Origin of the sequence: Pseudomonas sp. TYF_14 (genome assembly GCF_043105275.1) — a bacterium.
GTDB classification, from domain to species: Bacteria; Pseudomonadota; Gammaproteobacteria; order Pseudomonadales; family Pseudomonadaceae; genus Aquipseudomonas; species Aquipseudomonas alloputida.
The window spans coordinates 74,542-90,190 of sequence record NZ_JBICLK010000082.1 but is presented as its reverse complement, the minus strand read 5'-3'; the positions used below and the strand labels follow the sequence as shown (position 1 = coordinate 90,190).

The 15,649-nt window shown below is 49.3% G+C and carries 13 protein-coding genes and 4 pseudogenes; 15 read left to right on the top strand and 2 right to left on the bottom strand.

The genetic code is table 11. The annotated features are described in order from the left end of the window. Positions 1-52: 52 nt before the first annotated feature. The 5 genes and pseudogenes from ACF8O8_RS22220 to ACF8O8_RS22200 all read left to right on the top strand — a co-directional run. Positions 53-511, top strand: a pseudogene (locus tag ACF8O8_RS22220) (DUF808 family protein); the annotation flags it as partial. Positions 512-953: 442 nt separating this feature from the next. Continuing rightward, the gene (locus tag ACF8O8_RS22215) at positions 954-2,057 is read left to right on the top strand and encodes a tyrosine-type recombinase/integrase (RefSeq protein ID WP_081741864.1); all 1,104 of its coding nucleotides are present in this window, start codon (positions 954-956) and stop codon (positions 2,055-2,057) included. Between the two features lie 3 nt (positions 2,058-2,060). Beyond that, a complete protein-coding gene (locus ACF8O8_RS22210) occupies positions 2,061-3,878 on the top strand; it encodes a site-specific integrase (RefSeq protein WP_392510490.1) in 1,818 nt (605 codons plus the stop codon). Further along, positions 3,865-5,748: a hypothetical protein gene (locus ACF8O8_RS22205; RefSeq protein WP_392510489.1), complete on the top strand. Its 1,884-nt coding sequence runs from the start codon at positions 3,865-3,867 to the stop codon at positions 5,746-5,748. Before ACF8O8_RS22210 ends, ACF8O8_RS22205 begins: the two co-directional genes overlap by 14 nt. A gap of 4 nt (positions 5,749-5,752) precedes the next feature. Continuing rightward, a complete protein-coding gene (locus tag ACF8O8_RS22200; protein WP_027615280.1) occupies positions 5,753-6,220 on the top strand; it encodes a hypothetical protein in 468 nt (155 codons plus the stop codon). Between the two features lie 265 nt (positions 6,221-6,485). On the opposite strand, the gene ACF8O8_RS22195 is transcribed toward ACF8O8_RS22200, so the two are convergent. Then, a complete protein-coding gene (locus ACF8O8_RS22195) occupies positions 6,486-6,947 on the bottom strand; it encodes a helix-turn-helix domain-containing protein (RefSeq protein WP_027615279.1) in 462 nt (153 codons plus the stop codon). 119 nt (positions 6,948-7,066) lie between these two features. On the opposite strand from ACF8O8_RS22195, the gene ACF8O8_RS22190 reads away from it, so the two are divergent. From ACF8O8_RS22190 to ACF8O8_RS22160, 7 genes and pseudogenes are all read left to right on the top strand, one after another. After that, a complete protein-coding gene (locus ACF8O8_RS22190) occupies positions 7,067-7,471 on the top strand; it encodes a DUF6957 family protein (protein ID WP_097156141.1) in 405 nt (134 codons plus the stop codon). Between the two features lie 49 nt (positions 7,472-7,520). Continuing rightward, complete coding sequence (locus ACF8O8_RS22185) at positions 7,521-7,991, top strand: hypothetical protein (protein WP_027615277.1); 471 nt, start codon at positions 7,521-7,523, stop codon at positions 7,989-7,991. Between the two features lie 2 nt (positions 7,992-7,993). Then, the gene (locus tag ACF8O8_RS22180) at positions 7,994-8,377 is read left to right on the top strand and encodes a hypothetical protein (protein ID WP_183673926.1); all 384 of its coding nucleotides are present in this window, start codon (positions 7,994-7,996) and stop codon (positions 8,375-8,377) included. Positions 8,378-8,457: 80 nt separating this feature from the next. Continuing rightward, positions 8,458-9,042 (top strand): hypothetical protein, encoded by a 585-nt coding sequence (locus ACF8O8_RS22175; protein WP_078479305.1) that lies wholly within the window; start codon positions 8,458-8,460, stop codon positions 9,040-9,042. 347 nt (positions 9,043-9,389) lie between these two features. Further along, positions 9,390-9,755 carry a histone-like nucleoid-structuring protein, MvaT/MvaU family gene (locus tag ACF8O8_RS22170; RefSeq protein WP_367237331.1) on the top strand — a complete coding sequence of 122 codons (366 nt, stop codon included), beginning with the start codon at positions 9,390-9,392 and terminating at the stop codon, positions 9,753-9,755. A gap of 648 nt (positions 9,756-10,403) precedes the next feature. Continuing rightward, positions 10,404-11,174: pseudogene (locus ACF8O8_RS22165) on the top strand (MCP four helix bundle domain-containing protein); the annotation flags it as partial. Continuing rightward, positions 11,166-12,029 carry a methyl-accepting chemotaxis protein gene (locus tag ACF8O8_RS22160; protein WP_392510497.1) on the top strand — a complete coding sequence of 288 codons (864 nt, stop codon included), beginning with the start codon at positions 11,166-11,168 and terminating at the stop codon, positions 12,027-12,029. The pseudogene ACF8O8_RS22165 and the gene ACF8O8_RS22160, both read left to right, overlap by 9 nt. Before the next feature lie 32 nt (positions 12,030-12,061). Here ACF8O8_RS22160 and ACF8O8_RS22155 read toward each other — a convergent pair whose 3' ends face one another. Then, the gene (locus ACF8O8_RS22155; RefSeq protein WP_197854204.1) at positions 12,062-12,571 is read right to left on the bottom strand and encodes a response regulator; all 510 of its coding nucleotides are present in this window, start codon (positions 12,569-12,571) and stop codon (positions 12,062-12,064) included. A gap of 319 nt (positions 12,572-12,890) precedes the next feature. Here ACF8O8_RS22155 and ACF8O8_RS22150 point away from each other — a divergent pair. The 3 genes and pseudogenes from ACF8O8_RS22150 to ACF8O8_RS22140 all read left to right on the top strand — a co-directional run. Next, positions 12,891-13,333: pseudogene (locus ACF8O8_RS22150) on the top strand (LLM class flavin-dependent oxidoreductase); the annotation flags it as partial. Positions 13,334-14,105: 772 nt separating this feature from the next. Beyond that, positions 14,106-14,897 (top strand): annotated as a pseudogene (locus tag ACF8O8_RS22145) (PAS domain-containing protein); the annotation flags it as partial. Next, a complete protein-coding gene (locus tag ACF8O8_RS22140) occupies positions 14,877-15,434 on the top strand; it encodes a methyl-accepting chemotaxis protein (protein ID WP_392510496.1) in 558 nt (185 codons plus the stop codon). The pseudogene ACF8O8_RS22145 and the gene ACF8O8_RS22140, both read left to right, overlap by 21 nt. The last annotated feature ends 215 nt before the right edge of the window (positions 15,435-15,649 follow it).

Sequence of the window (15,649 nt, the reverse complement as noted above, 5' to 3'; positions counted from 1 at the left end):
AGCGGCTTTGGGCTAGAATCCGGCACATTGACTTATTTGGATACAAGCAAACATGGCAGGAAGCAGTCTACTGGTACTGATCGACGACATCGCCACGCTGCTGGATGACGTCTCTCTGATGACCAAGGTGGCGGCAAAAAAAACCGCGGGCGTGCTGGGTGATGACCTGGCGCTGAATGCCCAGCAGGTCACCGGCGTGCGTGCCGATCGCGAACTTCCGGTCGTCTGGGCGGTGGCCAAGGGGTCGTTCGTCAACAAGGCGATCCTGGTACCGGCCGCGCTGCTGATCAGTGCGTTCATACCGTGGGCGGTTACGCCATTGTTGATGCTGGGTGGCGCGTTCCTGTGCTTCGAGGGTTTCGAGAAGCTGGCGCACAAGTTCTTGCACAGCAAGGAAGAGGATGAGGCACAGCACGAGGCGCGCAAGGAGGCCGTTGCCGATCCCAGCGTTGACCTGGTGGCTTTTGAAAAAGCCAAGATCAAGGGGGCGGTGCGTACCGACTTCATCCTTTTTGTCTACCATCCTAAAGTGCACAATACGGCTTCCTTCCCTACCTTTTAAGCAGCTCCCCCGTTCCACACGGAGGCCATCCCTCACCGCCTTTCCAATGCTCCGCTGCTATAGCTAGGGCAAGGCTCGATGCTCAAATCTGCTGGCGTGTTAAGAGGCAGCTCGAAGCAACACACTCCAAATCCCTTCCTATCCTGCGCTTGGTGCGATTTTGCGAGAGCACCATGCTTGATGGCTGTTATCCATCTACCAACTGCTTGGAAGCGACCCCTCGTTGCGCTGATTACTTGTCTTTTATTTGTCTTGGGCAATATATGGATAATTAATAAATAATTAAATTAAAATTGCTGGTTATATTTATTGTTGTGTCAGTAAGAAAATGTTCTAAAGTTAGGCGAATTATTTCTTGCGATGGCGTAGGCTAATCTTTATCGTTTGCGCCATGAAGATTGTTAATATCAGAACGCAAGGTAAGTTAAAGTTATGTCCAGTGCTGTTTTCCAAAGATGGAAGTATTGCAGAGCTACCAAGTTCTTATTTAAAGGCTAAGGCTGAAACTAATAAGCATCCACTTCCGGTAATCCTTTTATATGCCGATCATATCAAGGGCTTTTGTGAGCATCTTGAGGGTTTAGGTGTTTATCAGGGGTATACTGTTGATGATATTTTGTGCGGTATTTCTCGCACTGTAATAAGTGCATATTTGGTCTTGCTTAAAGGTCAAGGGCTCGAAGCTGCCTATATTAGGCTGCGGGAAACAATTATAAAGGGGCTGTTTGTCTGGCTCGCGTCGAGCGAAGGTGGTCGAGTTAGGAAAAGTAGTGGCTTCGAAAATACAGGGCTAGACACGCCGAAACCGAAAAGGAAAAGGCCAAGGTATGTCACTCAAGAGCAAGTCTGTAAGTTACTTGAAGGGATGTATTGGGAATCGCACCGATGCGCCGTCCACACATTATATGATCTGGGTCTGCGTGTATCAGAATTAATAAGAATTACTAAGGATGACATAGATGAGTTAGAAGGGTTGCCAGCTGAATTGGCTTACCTTCCTCTTACGGTGCGAGGAAGTAAAGGGCGCGCGGGAGTCCCAAAGGAACGAACTGTAATAATTACTCGTGCGATGTATTCTAGAATCAAGAAGTACCATAGTTCTTCCCGTTATCGGTTTGCGTATTGTAAGGATGCTAAGCCTGCGTTTTTGAATTCTTTTGGAAAACCGATCACCGTCAAGGGAATTCAGAAGCTCATAGCCGACACTGCCAAAAGAGTTGGATTTAAACCAAGAACAGTGAGTCCTCACCGATTGAGGCATGGTACGGCTCTCACTTTCCTAACTGGAGAGCTTGGTGATGATCACGTTCAAAAGTTGATATTAATTAAGGAGCAGTTAGGTCATGAGTTTTTGTCCACGACCAATATTTATGCAGGCGTCTCTCCTATGCTGTTTGTTGATGAGCTAGGCGTTAAGTACGTAAAGCCGAGATATATTGAGGCCAGCAAAATTTATCAAGCGACCTATCTGTCGCGTAGCAAAGAGAAAAAATGAGCCGTGACCTACTCTGTATTTGAACATAGCCTGCCTATTGCAACTCAAGATAATCCTTTGGCTGAAGTTCACGCAATCTTCGATGCAAGTATAGCTAGGTACACTGTTCCAGCTACTAAATCAACGTACAAGGGGGCGAAAAGTCTAGTCATAAACTTTCTAGCTTCCGATGTGAGATTTGCAGGCAAAGTGATACGCGTAGGGCAGGAGATAGACCAATACTTTTTGGTTCATCTCAAAAACCACATGGATTTTCAGCCCTACTCTTCGTCATACCGGGCGACAGTTTTATCCGCTGTGCGCGGAGTTCTCTCATATGCAGTCGTGAATTCATTTTATGATTACCGGAGCTTTTTGGATGTAGTCCTTGATCCTACCTTCCGGGAAACTTCGACGCGGAATTCGTTCTCAGAGAGCGAGTTTCAGAGTTTCGATAGGGCGCTCGATGAAGAAATCACCTTCGTCGAAAGCAAGCTTATGTCGGGCTACATCCCTACTGGATGTGGGCGGCCCCCGGATTTTATCGGTACTCGTTTTGCTCCAGGATGGAGCGATGATGAAAACAACTTGAAATGGTGGTTTGAGAATAAGCTTGACTGTGAGCCTTTTGTTTACTCTAAAACCATGAGTCATTCTCAAAAGAAATTCTACATGGCTGCAAAGAAACATGGCGGAACAAGAGTTCTCTTCCTTCGATGGGGTGTGATTATGGGGCTTGATGCTTATGTGATTATGCCTTTTTTATTCAAGCTTGTAACTTGGACAGGCTTAAATGCAACCCCTGCGCAATCTCTTAAGACAACTGACTACATCAAATCTCATCCTCTAACCGGTAAGCCTTGTATCTATTACTGGAAAGGTAGGGGGCAGGGTGATACAGATCTGCATGAGGGTCTCTTGACCGGTAATTTAGATAAAGTCAGTGCTGAAAAGCAAGATGTCATGCCTCTTGAGGTTAAGCAGTCTAGTAAAATTGAAGAAATCTGGAATCGAGTTCTTGATATCACAGGGTCTATTCGACCTGAGGTTGTTGATGGTGAAGAAGACTACCTGTTCATTTATATGCCTACACATGGGCCTGCATCGGGGCAGGTAAGAAACTTGCTCCAGCCTAATAGGTATATGTTTGAATGGTGCCGATATATGGTTGATAAATATGACTTGCGAGATGATCATGGTGAGGCTCTTGAAATTAACATCTCCCGGTTGCGGCCATCATTAGTGTCCAGGCTTTTGGGGGCGGGAGTAGACATTTCCGTAATTCAAGCGATTCTTGGACATAGCGATGTTGTTACTACAATGAGATACATTGCTGCGCATAATTTTGCTCCGAAAGCTAGGCGAGAGCTCCACAAGTGCCTTTCTAATATTCGAAAGAATAGGGAGGAGCAAATTAGGCACCCCAAAGAAATTGCAATGAAGAAAACTAATGATCCGGCAATTATTTTTTCTACTGCAACAGCGCTTTGTCTCGATGTGTATAACCCGCCAGCCCGAATTAAGAAGGCAACAGGGTGGGTAGAAGGGCAGGCATGCACAAATTTCAATATGTGCTTGAGATGTTCGAAGGTTGTCATTTTGGAAGAGCACTTGCCTAGACTATTTGCAATGCAGCGGGGTTATAAGTTTGCATTAGAAAATGGTGCAGGTGCTACAACGCATCGCGCTGTACTCATCCAGAATCTTAGTGTTCTGGATGGAATTCTAGGGGAGAACAGCGACTTTTCTGAGGAGGTTCTTTGCATGGCAAATCAGCAGTCTAAAAATATCGAAGTTTACACGGATCCTTTCTTGGTGAGGGGCAAACATGAAAGAGGCTGAAGTAAAATTTCTACTTGATGAGGCCAAAAATGGAGGTTGTTGCGAGCTCGTCGCAAGTATCAGGATTTCGGCGGTTTCGTTAGTCGGAGATCTTGTCTGGGATTTTGTAGCGGATACCAAAGAACGAGCGCGTTCTATTGATGCAACACGGTTGAGGATAAATTGGGGTGAGCGTCAAGTCAGCCCTAGGATTATTGTCGAGTTGCAGGCAATATTTTTATATTACCTCAAAATCCCATCATGGTTTCGTGGGAAAAGGAACTTGAAGGCACAAACAGTAGTTCCTCGGGCAAAAGTAATCCTTAGGCTGCTGGAAAAGTTTTTGGTTGCAAATGATATACTTTCTTTGGATGTTTCTCTGGCTGATATCACAGAGGCGGATGTCGAGTCTGCTCTTATTGGTTATGGTGGGAATCGGAGTGAGCTCAAGCCAGTTTTGAACCTGGTCTTTAGTGCTGCCGCTGGTCAAATAATTGGTGGGGTCATGAAATTTGACGCCAAAACGAATCTTCGTATCAAGGAGATTCTATCTAAACCCAAGCAAGACGTAGTCCCTGAGGATACGGGTGATGGGAGGGAAGTACGATGGTTGACTGACGAGCAATTTGCTGAGGCTAGTTATTCGTCATTGGCGCGAGTGAAAGATTTTTTACTTCGAATGGGGTTGCCGCTACTGAATGAGGACGTATACGAATACGCACCTAGTGATGCAATCGCAAATCACGACATGAAGTACCTGTTCGGACAGTATGTGGAATATCGTGCTGCTTATGCCGGTGGTGGTCGAAAAAGCTATATTGAAAAGAGATTGAGGCGTCATGGTACTTCAATCGGTGAGATTGCCGGTTATTTGCAAGAGGTTAATATGGCCTCGCAATGTGTTGTCGGTTTATATACTGGTGGTCGCTTTTCAGAGCTCACGAGTTTGAGAATGGGGTGTCGGAGCAAAGCTGATGGTTATAATGTGGTCACTGGAAAAGTATTTAAGACTAAGTCTGCTGCAGATTTGAGTGATGAAAGCTGGGTGGCTATTGATGCAGTTATTGATGCGGTTGAGGCATTAGAGGCGCTCGCGCCTATTAAAGGTAGTAGCTACCTGTTTTCACAAAATAATCTGATGACAGGGGCTGATATGGACAATGGGGCAGAAGGGAAGAAAGGTTACTCATATTCAGGTTTTCATGTTGCCATGAAGAAGTATTTCACTAAAATTGATCGTGGTGAGACGTTCGCGGGTTGGGTTTTTAACTCCCATCAATTTAAGCATTCACTTACGCGGCAAATGATCAAAGCAAACCTAGGTATGCCGTATATTAGTTATCAGTTGAAACATGTGTATGATCAAGCGCTAAGTCTGCCATCAGAGGCTACTATGGTTTATGGTAACAGTGCTGCGTTACTTCAGTCTCAAATGGCAGGTTTCTTCCTGTCGGAATTTAAGAAGCAGAAGGTTGAGAAAATCTTCTCCCCTAAATCGGTTGTCTCAGGAGGCGGCGCTCGTGAATTCGCCCAGAGGAGGCAGGATTATTTCGAAGGAATGATGGGGGCTGGTTTTACAAAGCCTGAGATTATGGGTGAACTGGGCAGGCTGACTGACGCGGTTTTTGCGAATACTGCACTTGGCTATTGTTCAGGCCGGAAAGATGATCCAGGCGGATCAGAAGGTGCGCCATGTATAGGTCAGTTGCGGTGTAATCCAAACCAATGCAAAAATGCGGTGATTACTGATGAGCATATTCCTGGATGGAAGGCTGTGAGAGATCACAATATGGAAATGCTGAATGATCCTCGGTTTTTCTATGGTAAAGAACAGTTTGAAGCAGCTGTTGCAGAAGCCAACGGTGTAATCGCGTCGCTTACTGTGGGTTAACTTCATGTCAGCATTTGATTCAAAGAACTCTGAAGACTTCGAATTGGTGACTTTGGCAATCACAGCTGCTTTAGCGCAGATCGAGAAGGATGCCAAACTTCCTGCTACGCAATCCAGTCTAGCTAAGCAAGCGAAGGTTCACCGAAATACCATACGAAACCGATCTAAGGATAACAGTCTGATTGAGGGGGGGCTAGGGTGGCCGCTTTCAGAGCTCGAAAGGATCAAGCGGGAAAGGGCGGTCGGTGCGGTTGTTAGTGCTAATCTTGAAAAGTCTGATAAGGATCGTATTGCACATCTAGAAAGTCAGTTGGAGATTGCTCGTCGGAAGGCTGGGCATTGGTTTCATCGTGTAATTGATATGAAGCGAGATCTCGAAAATCTTGATGTCATGAGGCAGCGGAATGAAACCCGCATAAAAATTTTGACAGAAGAAAATAATCGGCTCAGGCAGCTCAAAGTGGTAAAGTGAGGCTGTTGTAAATAAGTAATGCCCCGGCAGGAGCGTGTCGACTGTTCAAGGTGGTAATGAACAGGTCTAGACTAGCGGGAGTAAAGCACCTATGGGCCTGCCACCACCCTTCACAAATGGCGGTCGCTTGGCTTGAAAATAAGCACTAAGACGGCCATTCGCAGTTCCCATCCCGGCTTCCTCACCTCGCAGTTGTATTACACTTGCATCTCTGTATCTAGGGTAGGCACTAAGAGCGGTGGCTTCTCCTATGCTGCTCTGAACATCAGCCCTTTGATGCTTGGTGCCACAACCGACGCAACGTCGACTCAGGCATGCCCAGTTGCCTTGCAGCCTCAGCTTGGGTGAGTCCTTTTGCCTTCAGCTCTTGGACTGCTTCCAGCTTTTCCCTTGCTCCTGAAATGTTCAGAGGAGTCAGCCGTTCCGGCTCGGCAGGGACAGCGGCATCAGCGAGATCCAGCGCCTCTATCTCAGCGAGGGAAGCGAGAAGTATTTCTCGAGCCGTCCGTTGGTGGTGCGAAGCAATGGTGAGAGCGACCAAGGTCACTGCCTCAATCTCTAGTCCTGCGGCGAGCTTATAGCCCGTATCCAAGGTCACAGAGCTCTTGGCCAACTCCAGGTTACTAACAGTCCGCTGATCCACGTGCTTGGCCATCGCGGGCTGAGATATCCCTTTGCGCAGGCGCAGTACCTGTAGCGCTGCCGCGAAGGACTGACGGAGCGACATTACGAATCCCCAAAAACCAAGAGGTATGCCCCGTTTGCCTGCCGCCAAACAAACGTCTATAGTTGTTGTTTTGGCGGTCGCGCGGCTTAGCCAGCAATTTATGGGAAATAGAACCGGGGATGTGCTTGATGGATGACCCGTTCAGCGACGGTCTGATGGGGGAGGGAGGCATTGATCTGGTGGGCTCTGAACTGCCACTCGATGACTTGCTCCTCGCAGCTCGAGAACACTTCAAGTGGATGCCTCTTTGCGTTGTCGAGGAGTGGGTGATCTTGGATGCCATCCTCACGGAAGATGAGCAGGCCAAGGTATCTGCGGCAGGATGTCAGCCCATGTTCTTGTTTGCCCACAAGGTCGTGCATGACGAACAGCGCCGTTTCGAGCCTGGCGATTGGGTGCGGTCGACAATCGCTAGAACCTTCAATGAAGGCTACCTCTTCGAGACTAGAAACACCGTCTACGTGCTCAAAGGGCCAGGACAACGCAAGTCGTCTTCGCTGCAAGGCATCTTCTCAATCTTCTAGGTGTCGCGGCCCCCGCTTGTGACGACTCGACTGTTTCAGAGATCAAGATATGTTCCGTTCCCACCAAGCTGACATGGCCGGCATCCCAGGCATGTTTGGCGATGGACTCATGCATTGGCACGGCGTTTCCCGAGCGCTCGCTACCCACTGGTACCACGTGAGCGTTCAGCGTTTTCATGAAGGCCAATTCAGGAATTATGAGGAGATGCTCAACGATGAGATGCGCCTCGTCGAGCTGCTGGTTGCTCAGGATGAAGATCTCGTTGTGCATGAAGTCCAAGCCGTTACCCCGAGCTGGATGAACAAGGATGCCGGTTGGAAGATGGAGAAGCTCATGTCGCTCTCCATGGGACACAACCAAGCTGGTGTGGTCGTCTGTGTTCTGGAAGTAGAAGGTGGTGCTGTGTACGTCGATACGCATGAGGCTGGTTTCGGTGCCGACTCCCTGAACGACGTCAAAGAGCTGTATCGACGGGGTATGGCTCAGGCCAGTGCTGCATCAGAGCCCCGGAGGGCGTAGGCATGACAGAGGACAACACGGTAGCGGTCGACTTCCACGTTAAGCGCTACAGCGATTTCGATCTGCTGCGGATCGCTCGGGCTGTAGGCCAGCGGTATGAGGGCGAGATCACCGCGTTTCTGGTGAATGTCCACATTCATCGACTGAGTGCCGTTGGCGTGGTTTTTGGGCACGTTCGGCAAGGGCCTCATGGTCGGTTTGCTGATGGGCATCTGATCCAGACATCCGACATCGTGGCTATTAAGAAAGAAGGTAGGTTCTGGGTGATCACGACCATGAACTCCAAGTACGTCGTGGCTACTTTTCGCCGTGATGGTGGGCGCCGGAGCCTGAGGGATTTTTGCCGCCTTGTTGGAGACCGTTTCCCCAATACACAGCTGCACTGATTTAGATCGAGCCTGAGCACGCCAAGGTGTGCCCAAGGCCTCCCCCTGCCTGAAATTTGGGCCCGAGCAAGGAGCTGTAAGTGTTTATTAAGTTTGAATACCTGAAATTTTCTGGCTGCCTGGAAGACATACGAGTTTTTGAGAGCTTCTCAGATAATGTGCAAGTCATCATGAAAATAGATGACGTTCTCATTCCTAATTTTCGGATGCCTACTCGTATCTACGAAGATCTGGAAAATGGCGGACAGTACGAGTTTTACGGGCTTGTTCAGAAATCTAAGAATAAACAAAAAAATACAGGCTTTATATACGCCGCAAAGACTGCTAGCGGGAAAGTGCTCGAGCAGCCTAGCCTAAAGTACACCTCCCAGCTGGGTATTTGGGCGAATGGAGCGGTGATCTCAGCAGTGGCCTTTGTTTTGGCATGGGTAGCTTTGTTCTTTGGATTAGGCACCCTGGTTGATGGATATCATTATAGTTCTGTAAATGGATTTGCTGAGTATGCGGGTGATGTGACGCGTTATGCATTCGCTCTTGCTTGTATGATTGCAGCGTTTTTTGTGGGAGTAGGGATAAATCTGTTCTACAAAACAACGGTATTGGACACCTGGCAGTCGATTGCACCTGCAAAGCTTGTTGAGCGGTTCAGCAAAATGCATCGCTGACCATTGGGCGAGCCCTCCTTCAGAGGGGCGGCTGTCGTAAACCGTGCCCGGCTTGCCGGTCACGGCCCTCCGGGCTTCCATCCTCACGCCTGCGGCCATCCTTGGCCTGCGCGCTCCGCTTGCCGTTTGGTGTCAAACCCCTTGTTTATAGGGCTTGTAACGTAGTTTTTGGAATGTAACATTGGCGTTGTTACATTCCAGGAAATGCGTTACAGCAATTGTCTTAGAAGTCGAGTCGCTTCACCTCGTCAAAGATTTTTTGGGCAAGCTTGACCTGAGATGGTTAAGACATTCTTCGACAATTTCTGTAATCTGGCCCGATCATAGCCCCCAAGGAACACCCCCCCATGTCTCGTCTTGCAGAATTCCGCCGCCTTGAACTCCAGCTTGCTCAGCAGCTCGCAGAATTGGAAGCGATGAAAAATGACGGTGCAATCCAGGCTGAAATGGAGTTTGAAAACAAACTCCGTGCCCTGCTTGGTGAGTACGGTTTCAGCCTGCGTGAGGTGATCAGCATTCTTGACCCTCAAGCTCGCAGTCGTGCTGCAGCTCCAGTTTCTCAGGAGAAAGCGACTCGTAAGCCACGTGAAGTTAAGACTTACAAGAACCCGCACAACGGCGAAGTGATCCAGACCAAGGGCGGTAACCATGCCATCCTCAAAACCTGGAAAGCCGAGCATGGCGCCGAGACTGTGGAGTCGTGGCGTCAGTAATCTCCGCACCTTTAGCGGAATGGCTGCGATCCGCAGCCTAAGTGTCCGGCGACAAAACCTCTGTGAGGAAAAGACCTCTTTAACGACAACCTAAATCTCGTCGTGGAGAGCCGGAGACCCCGAGCAGTACCTTATGAACCGCCCCTGTTGACGGTTTTTTTTTCGCCTGGAATTCAAGTAGATCGCGACCGGGTCGAGCGTCTGGACAGCCAATCTTCTTCGTCTACCTTACTCATCGAACCTTTTGCCGTTTTGGATGTGAGTAGAGATTGCGTAAGGGCGTTAAGCTTATCTAGCTTGCGGGAAGCGTTTAAATACTAGGATCTACGGCTCATTCAACGGCACGCTAAATAGCTAGGCCATACCCAACCCCCCATGCTTTGACCCAGGCGTTAAGCGGCTATCGTTCACATTGGAAATCACTGCGTGATTACGGAGATTTCGAGACCACGACCCCAAAGGACGTTATTGTGCCGGCGAGGTGATTGCCTGGTACCCCGACCGGAAGATCATTCAGATGCGTGGATAGATAGTCTCAGCCACAAAGATGAGAAGGAGAACTATTCATCTCAAAAATTTTTCCTTAAGCCTAAAGAGTTAAACGATTCAGCCGATAAGCATAGACTGGTGTGTAGGACAGAGGTTTATATGAAGTTTCGTGATATTAAAATAGGGCCGCGTGCGGCGCTTATTTTTGCAATTATTGTCGCTGTGGTTGTTATGATGGGGCTACTTTCTGCTAATAAGTTGGAGAGGCTTCGTCAAGCAGAGCAAGATGTTGAAACAAATTGGATGGCCAGCATTCGGCTAGCTGGGCTTATAAACTCAAGCGTTCTTAGGCTAAGGTTGGAAAGTCTTCGAGCAACTACTACGAATGATCCTGTAGTTCGTGATCAGACAGTGAAAACTTTTCCGGACTATCGGCGGGAATTCACAAGCCTCATAAGAAAATATGAGTCTGTGGTAGCGAGTCCTGAAGAGCAGTCACTGTACGATAAGGTCAGGGCGAGCGCTGATCGTTATGAAGGTTTCCTGAACCAGTTAGAGCCAATGCTCCTCTCTGGTGACAATGCGGCTGCTTCTGCGTTGATTAGTTCGACTATCCGCCCCCTTACCAATAGTCTCGTTGATCAAATTTCTGATTTGATGGATTACAATGATCAAGGAGCAAAAGCAGCGGGGGTGTTAACAGGTGAAATCTATCATAGCGGATTAGTCACAATCTATGGTCTGCTTTTGGCCGTGGTGACGCTTACAATTGTTTTGGGTTACATGCTGGTGCGAAGTGTGACTCAGCCTCTGGACGAAGCGCTTTCAATTGCCAAGGTTATCGCGAATAAGGATCTATCGCAGACTTTCAAGGTTTCAGGTCGAGACGAGGCAGCTGCGATGCTGGCTGCTATCTCTCAAATGCAAAATAACTTAAAAGACACATTGACCCATATTTCCGATAGCTCAACGCAACTTGCTTCGGCTGCTGAAGAAATGGCGGCGGTCACTGAAGAAAGTAGTCGAGGGTTGGTCAAGCAAAACGATGAAGTCAACCAAGCTGCCACCGCTGTCAATGAGATGAGTGCCGCAGTTGATGAAGTGGCCGTCAATGCTGCGGAAGCCGCTGATGCATCCGGGCGAGCTCAAAAACTCACCAAATCTGGGCTCGAAAATGTTAAGAGAACTTTAGGAGCTATACAAGAGCTATCCTCCTATGTTGAGTCTACGGGTGAGCAGATCCAAACGCTTTCTTCGCGAGCTCAAGACATCAGTAAAGTCATCGAAGTGATTAGAGCCATCGCTGAACAAACCAACTTACTGGCGTTGAATGCCGCAATTGAGGCCGCAAGGGCTGGGGAGCAAGGTAGAGGCTTTGCAGTAGTTGCAGATGAGGTTAGGGCTCTGGCCCATCGTACTCAACAATCCACTCAAGAAATTGAGCAAATGATTGGCTCTATCCAGGACGATTCGCTTCAGGCTGTTAAGGCTATGGTCGAAAGTCAGAAAATGGCTGATGAATCTACCTCTGTAGCACAGCTGGCTAGTGAGTCGCTAGAGGAAATATCCCAGTCAATCACTATGATCAACGAACGTAATATTTTGATTGCGACTGCTTCAGAAGAGCAGGCGCAGGTGGCACGAGAGATTGATCGAAACCTCACAAGTATTCGTGATTTGTCTACTCAAAGCGCAGCGGGTGCGAGCCAGACGGCGAGTGCTAGCGGGGAAGTGTCCAGCCTTGCTGTCGGCTTAAATCGTGTAGTCCAGGACTTCAGGCTTTAAGCTCTAGGTCTATATTTGTTTTTGGATTTATTTTAGCAGGGATGCTTTTTTATAATTTCGCGCAGGGGTGCAGGTGTAAGTATGGTTTGTGGTTCTGTTTTCTTGTGCGTTGTCATGTGTTGCTTTGGGGGATTTTCCAAGTTGTAAGCTCTGTTTGGGGTGCCAAGGTGTGCCGAAACTAATTCTTCTAACTTTGTAACCTGCCAGGGCTTTGGCAGAAATATAGCGAGATCAGGTAGAGACTTGATTTCAAACTCGTAGTATCCACTCATGACAATAATTTTGGCATCAGGGTGTTCCTCGTTGGTAATCCAGGCAATGTCCACTCCGGTGAGCGAGCCGGGCATCTGCACATCAGTGAGCACTAAGCGCCAGCCTGGTTTTCTTAGCTGCTCACGGGCTTCATCGGCAGTGCTTACGGCTGTAACCGCAGCACCCCAATCTTCCATCAGTAGTGTCAGTAACTCCCGAAGCGTTGGTTCGTCCTCCACAATGAGGACGTTAGGGCGGTGTATCTCCTCTACTGGAAGAAAGTCTTTCATACTAGCACTCGAACATATAGCTACGGTTACAAAAATCTGAATCTACTTGCCGCTTCAACGTATCGTGGACAGCTCGTCACGCATACGACATGTGAACTGTACAGAAAATTCACTTGATCATCAGGGGGCAATACAGCACTGATCGGTGGAAGTGCTCGCTATTCTCCTGGATGATTGGCGTGGCTTCAAGAACTGCTGCGGGGGTATGGCAAAGCCTGGACTTCAGTTTTCCTGACTATATGATCAAGTTGGCGAGTTCAATTCCGTTCGTATCTGGATAGCCGGTCGGCTATGGCTTTTATAGCGCGATAGCACAAGCTTATTCAGTTATGCAGGTGACACAGGCATCGACCCTAGCCGCTATGCGGATAGCGATGTGCTCTCAACTCACACTGAAGGCCTGACTTCCTACATGATGCGTCCTGATGGAAGCGGTAAGCCGCTGACAGCGGGTGATGTGAGGCAGCGCTTTGCCAACGTCACACGAGGTACTGATCTGATCTTGGTAGGTAGGCCCGAACAAATTGCTGATCGAGTCGAGGAGCATGCTCGCATCTCGGGCACCAGTGGCTACATGCTTAACCCGCTCACAAGCCCTGGCACGCTTGAGGATTTCGCCGGGCTGGTCGTGCCAGCGCTTCAAAAACGAGGCCTCTATCGCACTCAGCCGCAAACCGGCACTTTTCGATCTCGACTGAGGACTGACGGCTCTAGTCGGGGCTACCGCCATCCGCCTATGGGGCTTGTTTTCGGGATCGTTGATATGAAAATCCTATGATCGGATAGCCAAGCCTCGGGATGGTCACTACCGGTGGGGCCTACTGAGGAGGCGTTCGACTCGGGGCTAGGGGAATCTATGACACAGGCTCTGTCATCGTGTGTTGCGATGGCCCACCGAACAGCTAATCAAGGAGCCTGAGTGGTTACTCGACCAGCCGCTTCTGGGTAAAAGTCTCCTGGATAGCTCGGTATCCGTCCTGAGATAGCCTTCGCCGGCTGCTTTCACGGCAGGGAGCGTAAGATGTGCGATGAGATCAGAACTACCCATTTGCTTTGATGTCATAATGATGCACAGGGACATCGGCACGTATCCTCGAGCCAGCCCTTCAGGACATCAGTCCAATGCTAAGCAACGACGATTTTCGGTACACCGCTCATAGGCATCTCCTCGAATTGGATGCTTCAAATTCCAGGCTCAGGCACCTAATTTCTCGGGGCGAAATCAACGGTGTCCTCTGGGAGGATGCTGTCCAATGGCATCAACACTCATATGAAACCTGGGCCATTTTCTTGAGCCAAAATACTCAGCCTTCGTTGCCTTCCTGATCTGCAATCGCAGCGAGATCTTCGATTTTCGGCGGTTCCACTTCACATCAGTCCTCCTCCCGGTGAGGGCAACTGCGCCTCTAGAGGCTCTCTTGTGCCAGAGCCTGGAAATCACAGAGCTGTCTGCGCACCACCCTCCCAACCCGATCAAAAACTGACTGGCCGCTCAAGAAAAAGTGGCCTGTGTCGATAATTGCTGATTCAGCACGTGTGGAGCCTAAAATTGTTCAACCGCAAACTCAAAAAAACGCTGCAGGAGCAGAGTGCGGAGCTACATCTGCTACGTCAGCAGGTCGAGCAAATGGACAGAGGGATGCTTTCCATAAGACTTGATGCTCAGTTCCGGATCTGTGCAGTCAATCGAATTTTCTTAGAAACCCTGGGGTACTCGAGCGACAGTCTGCATGGCCGTCCGCTTTCGGAGATCGTTCCGCCTTACGTCAAAAATCTCCCTTGCTTCCACGCCTTCAACCAAGCTGTGGCGCGATTCGAACCCGTCAATGACGAATATCGCTACCTGCGGGCTGACGGTACTCTGGCATGGTTGAAAATCTACTGGCTTCCTGTTCGAAATCAAGACGGGAGCTTGGCTCATGTCCAGGGCTACGGCAGTGAGATTACTCGTACCGTTGAGGAGGCCAAGGAGAATCAGGCTCTGATTGAAGCGCTGGTTAGGTCAACAGCTGTCATTGAATTTAAATTGGATGGCACCGTGATCACGGCGAACAAACAGTTCCTCGATGCCATGGGTTACTCACTGGGCCAGATCGTAGGCAAACACCATCGCATGTTCTGTTCTGCGCGAGAAGCGGCATCCGATGAGTACGTAAATTTCTGGAAGACACTCAACCGTGGAGAGTACGTCGCGAATCGCTTCAAGCGAATCGACGGGCGTGGCAACGATATTTGGCTGGAGGCAACCTACAACCCTGTGCATGACACCGAGGGCAAGCTAGCTAAGGTCGTGAAATTTGCGAGTGTGGTTACCGACCAGGTAGCTAGAGAACAAGAGGTTAAAGATGCTGCCGGCGTTGCTTTTGATGTCTCGCAACGAACGGATTCAAGTGCCGAGCACGGCGCTGTCGTGGTAACGCGAACGGTAGGCACGATGCGAAGTATCGCTGAGCAAATGAAGCTCGCAACCGACAGCATCGAGGCACTCGGTAAGCAATCTGCGTTGATCAGCTCAATCGTTCAAACCATTGGCGGTATTGCGTCGCAGACTAACCTTCTTGCCTTGAATGCGGCGATTGAAGCGGCACGTGCCGGAGAGCAGGGACGGGGCTTCGCTGTGGTTGCCGATGAAGTCCGAAAGCTTGCAGGCCATACCAGCTCGGCGACCGAAGAGATTGTGAACGTCGTTCAGCAAAACCAGGAGCTCGCTGATAAGGCCGTCGCCCAGATGTTCAGCAGTCGTGCGAAAGCCGAGGAGGGTTTGGTACTCGCCAACGAGGCGGGCACGGTTATCCTCGAGATTCAAAATGGAGCAAAGCAAGTAGTGGAAGCTGTTGGGCGTTTTGCTAACGAGGTGAAATAGACCTGTATCTCTTACGGTACTGAATTGAGGTGCGCCATCACAGATGGACGGACTGCGAATGTCCATCTGTCATGGCCAGTGCCTGTAAAGTTTTTAGCACTTCACGTCGTTGCCGTGCTGCCTCCTTTGAGTGGATTCGACAGGAGGCCAGCGGAGCGTTTCCCCGCAGGGCTGACCGATCAAACAGAGTCTCCACTCGTACAGGCCGAAGGTTT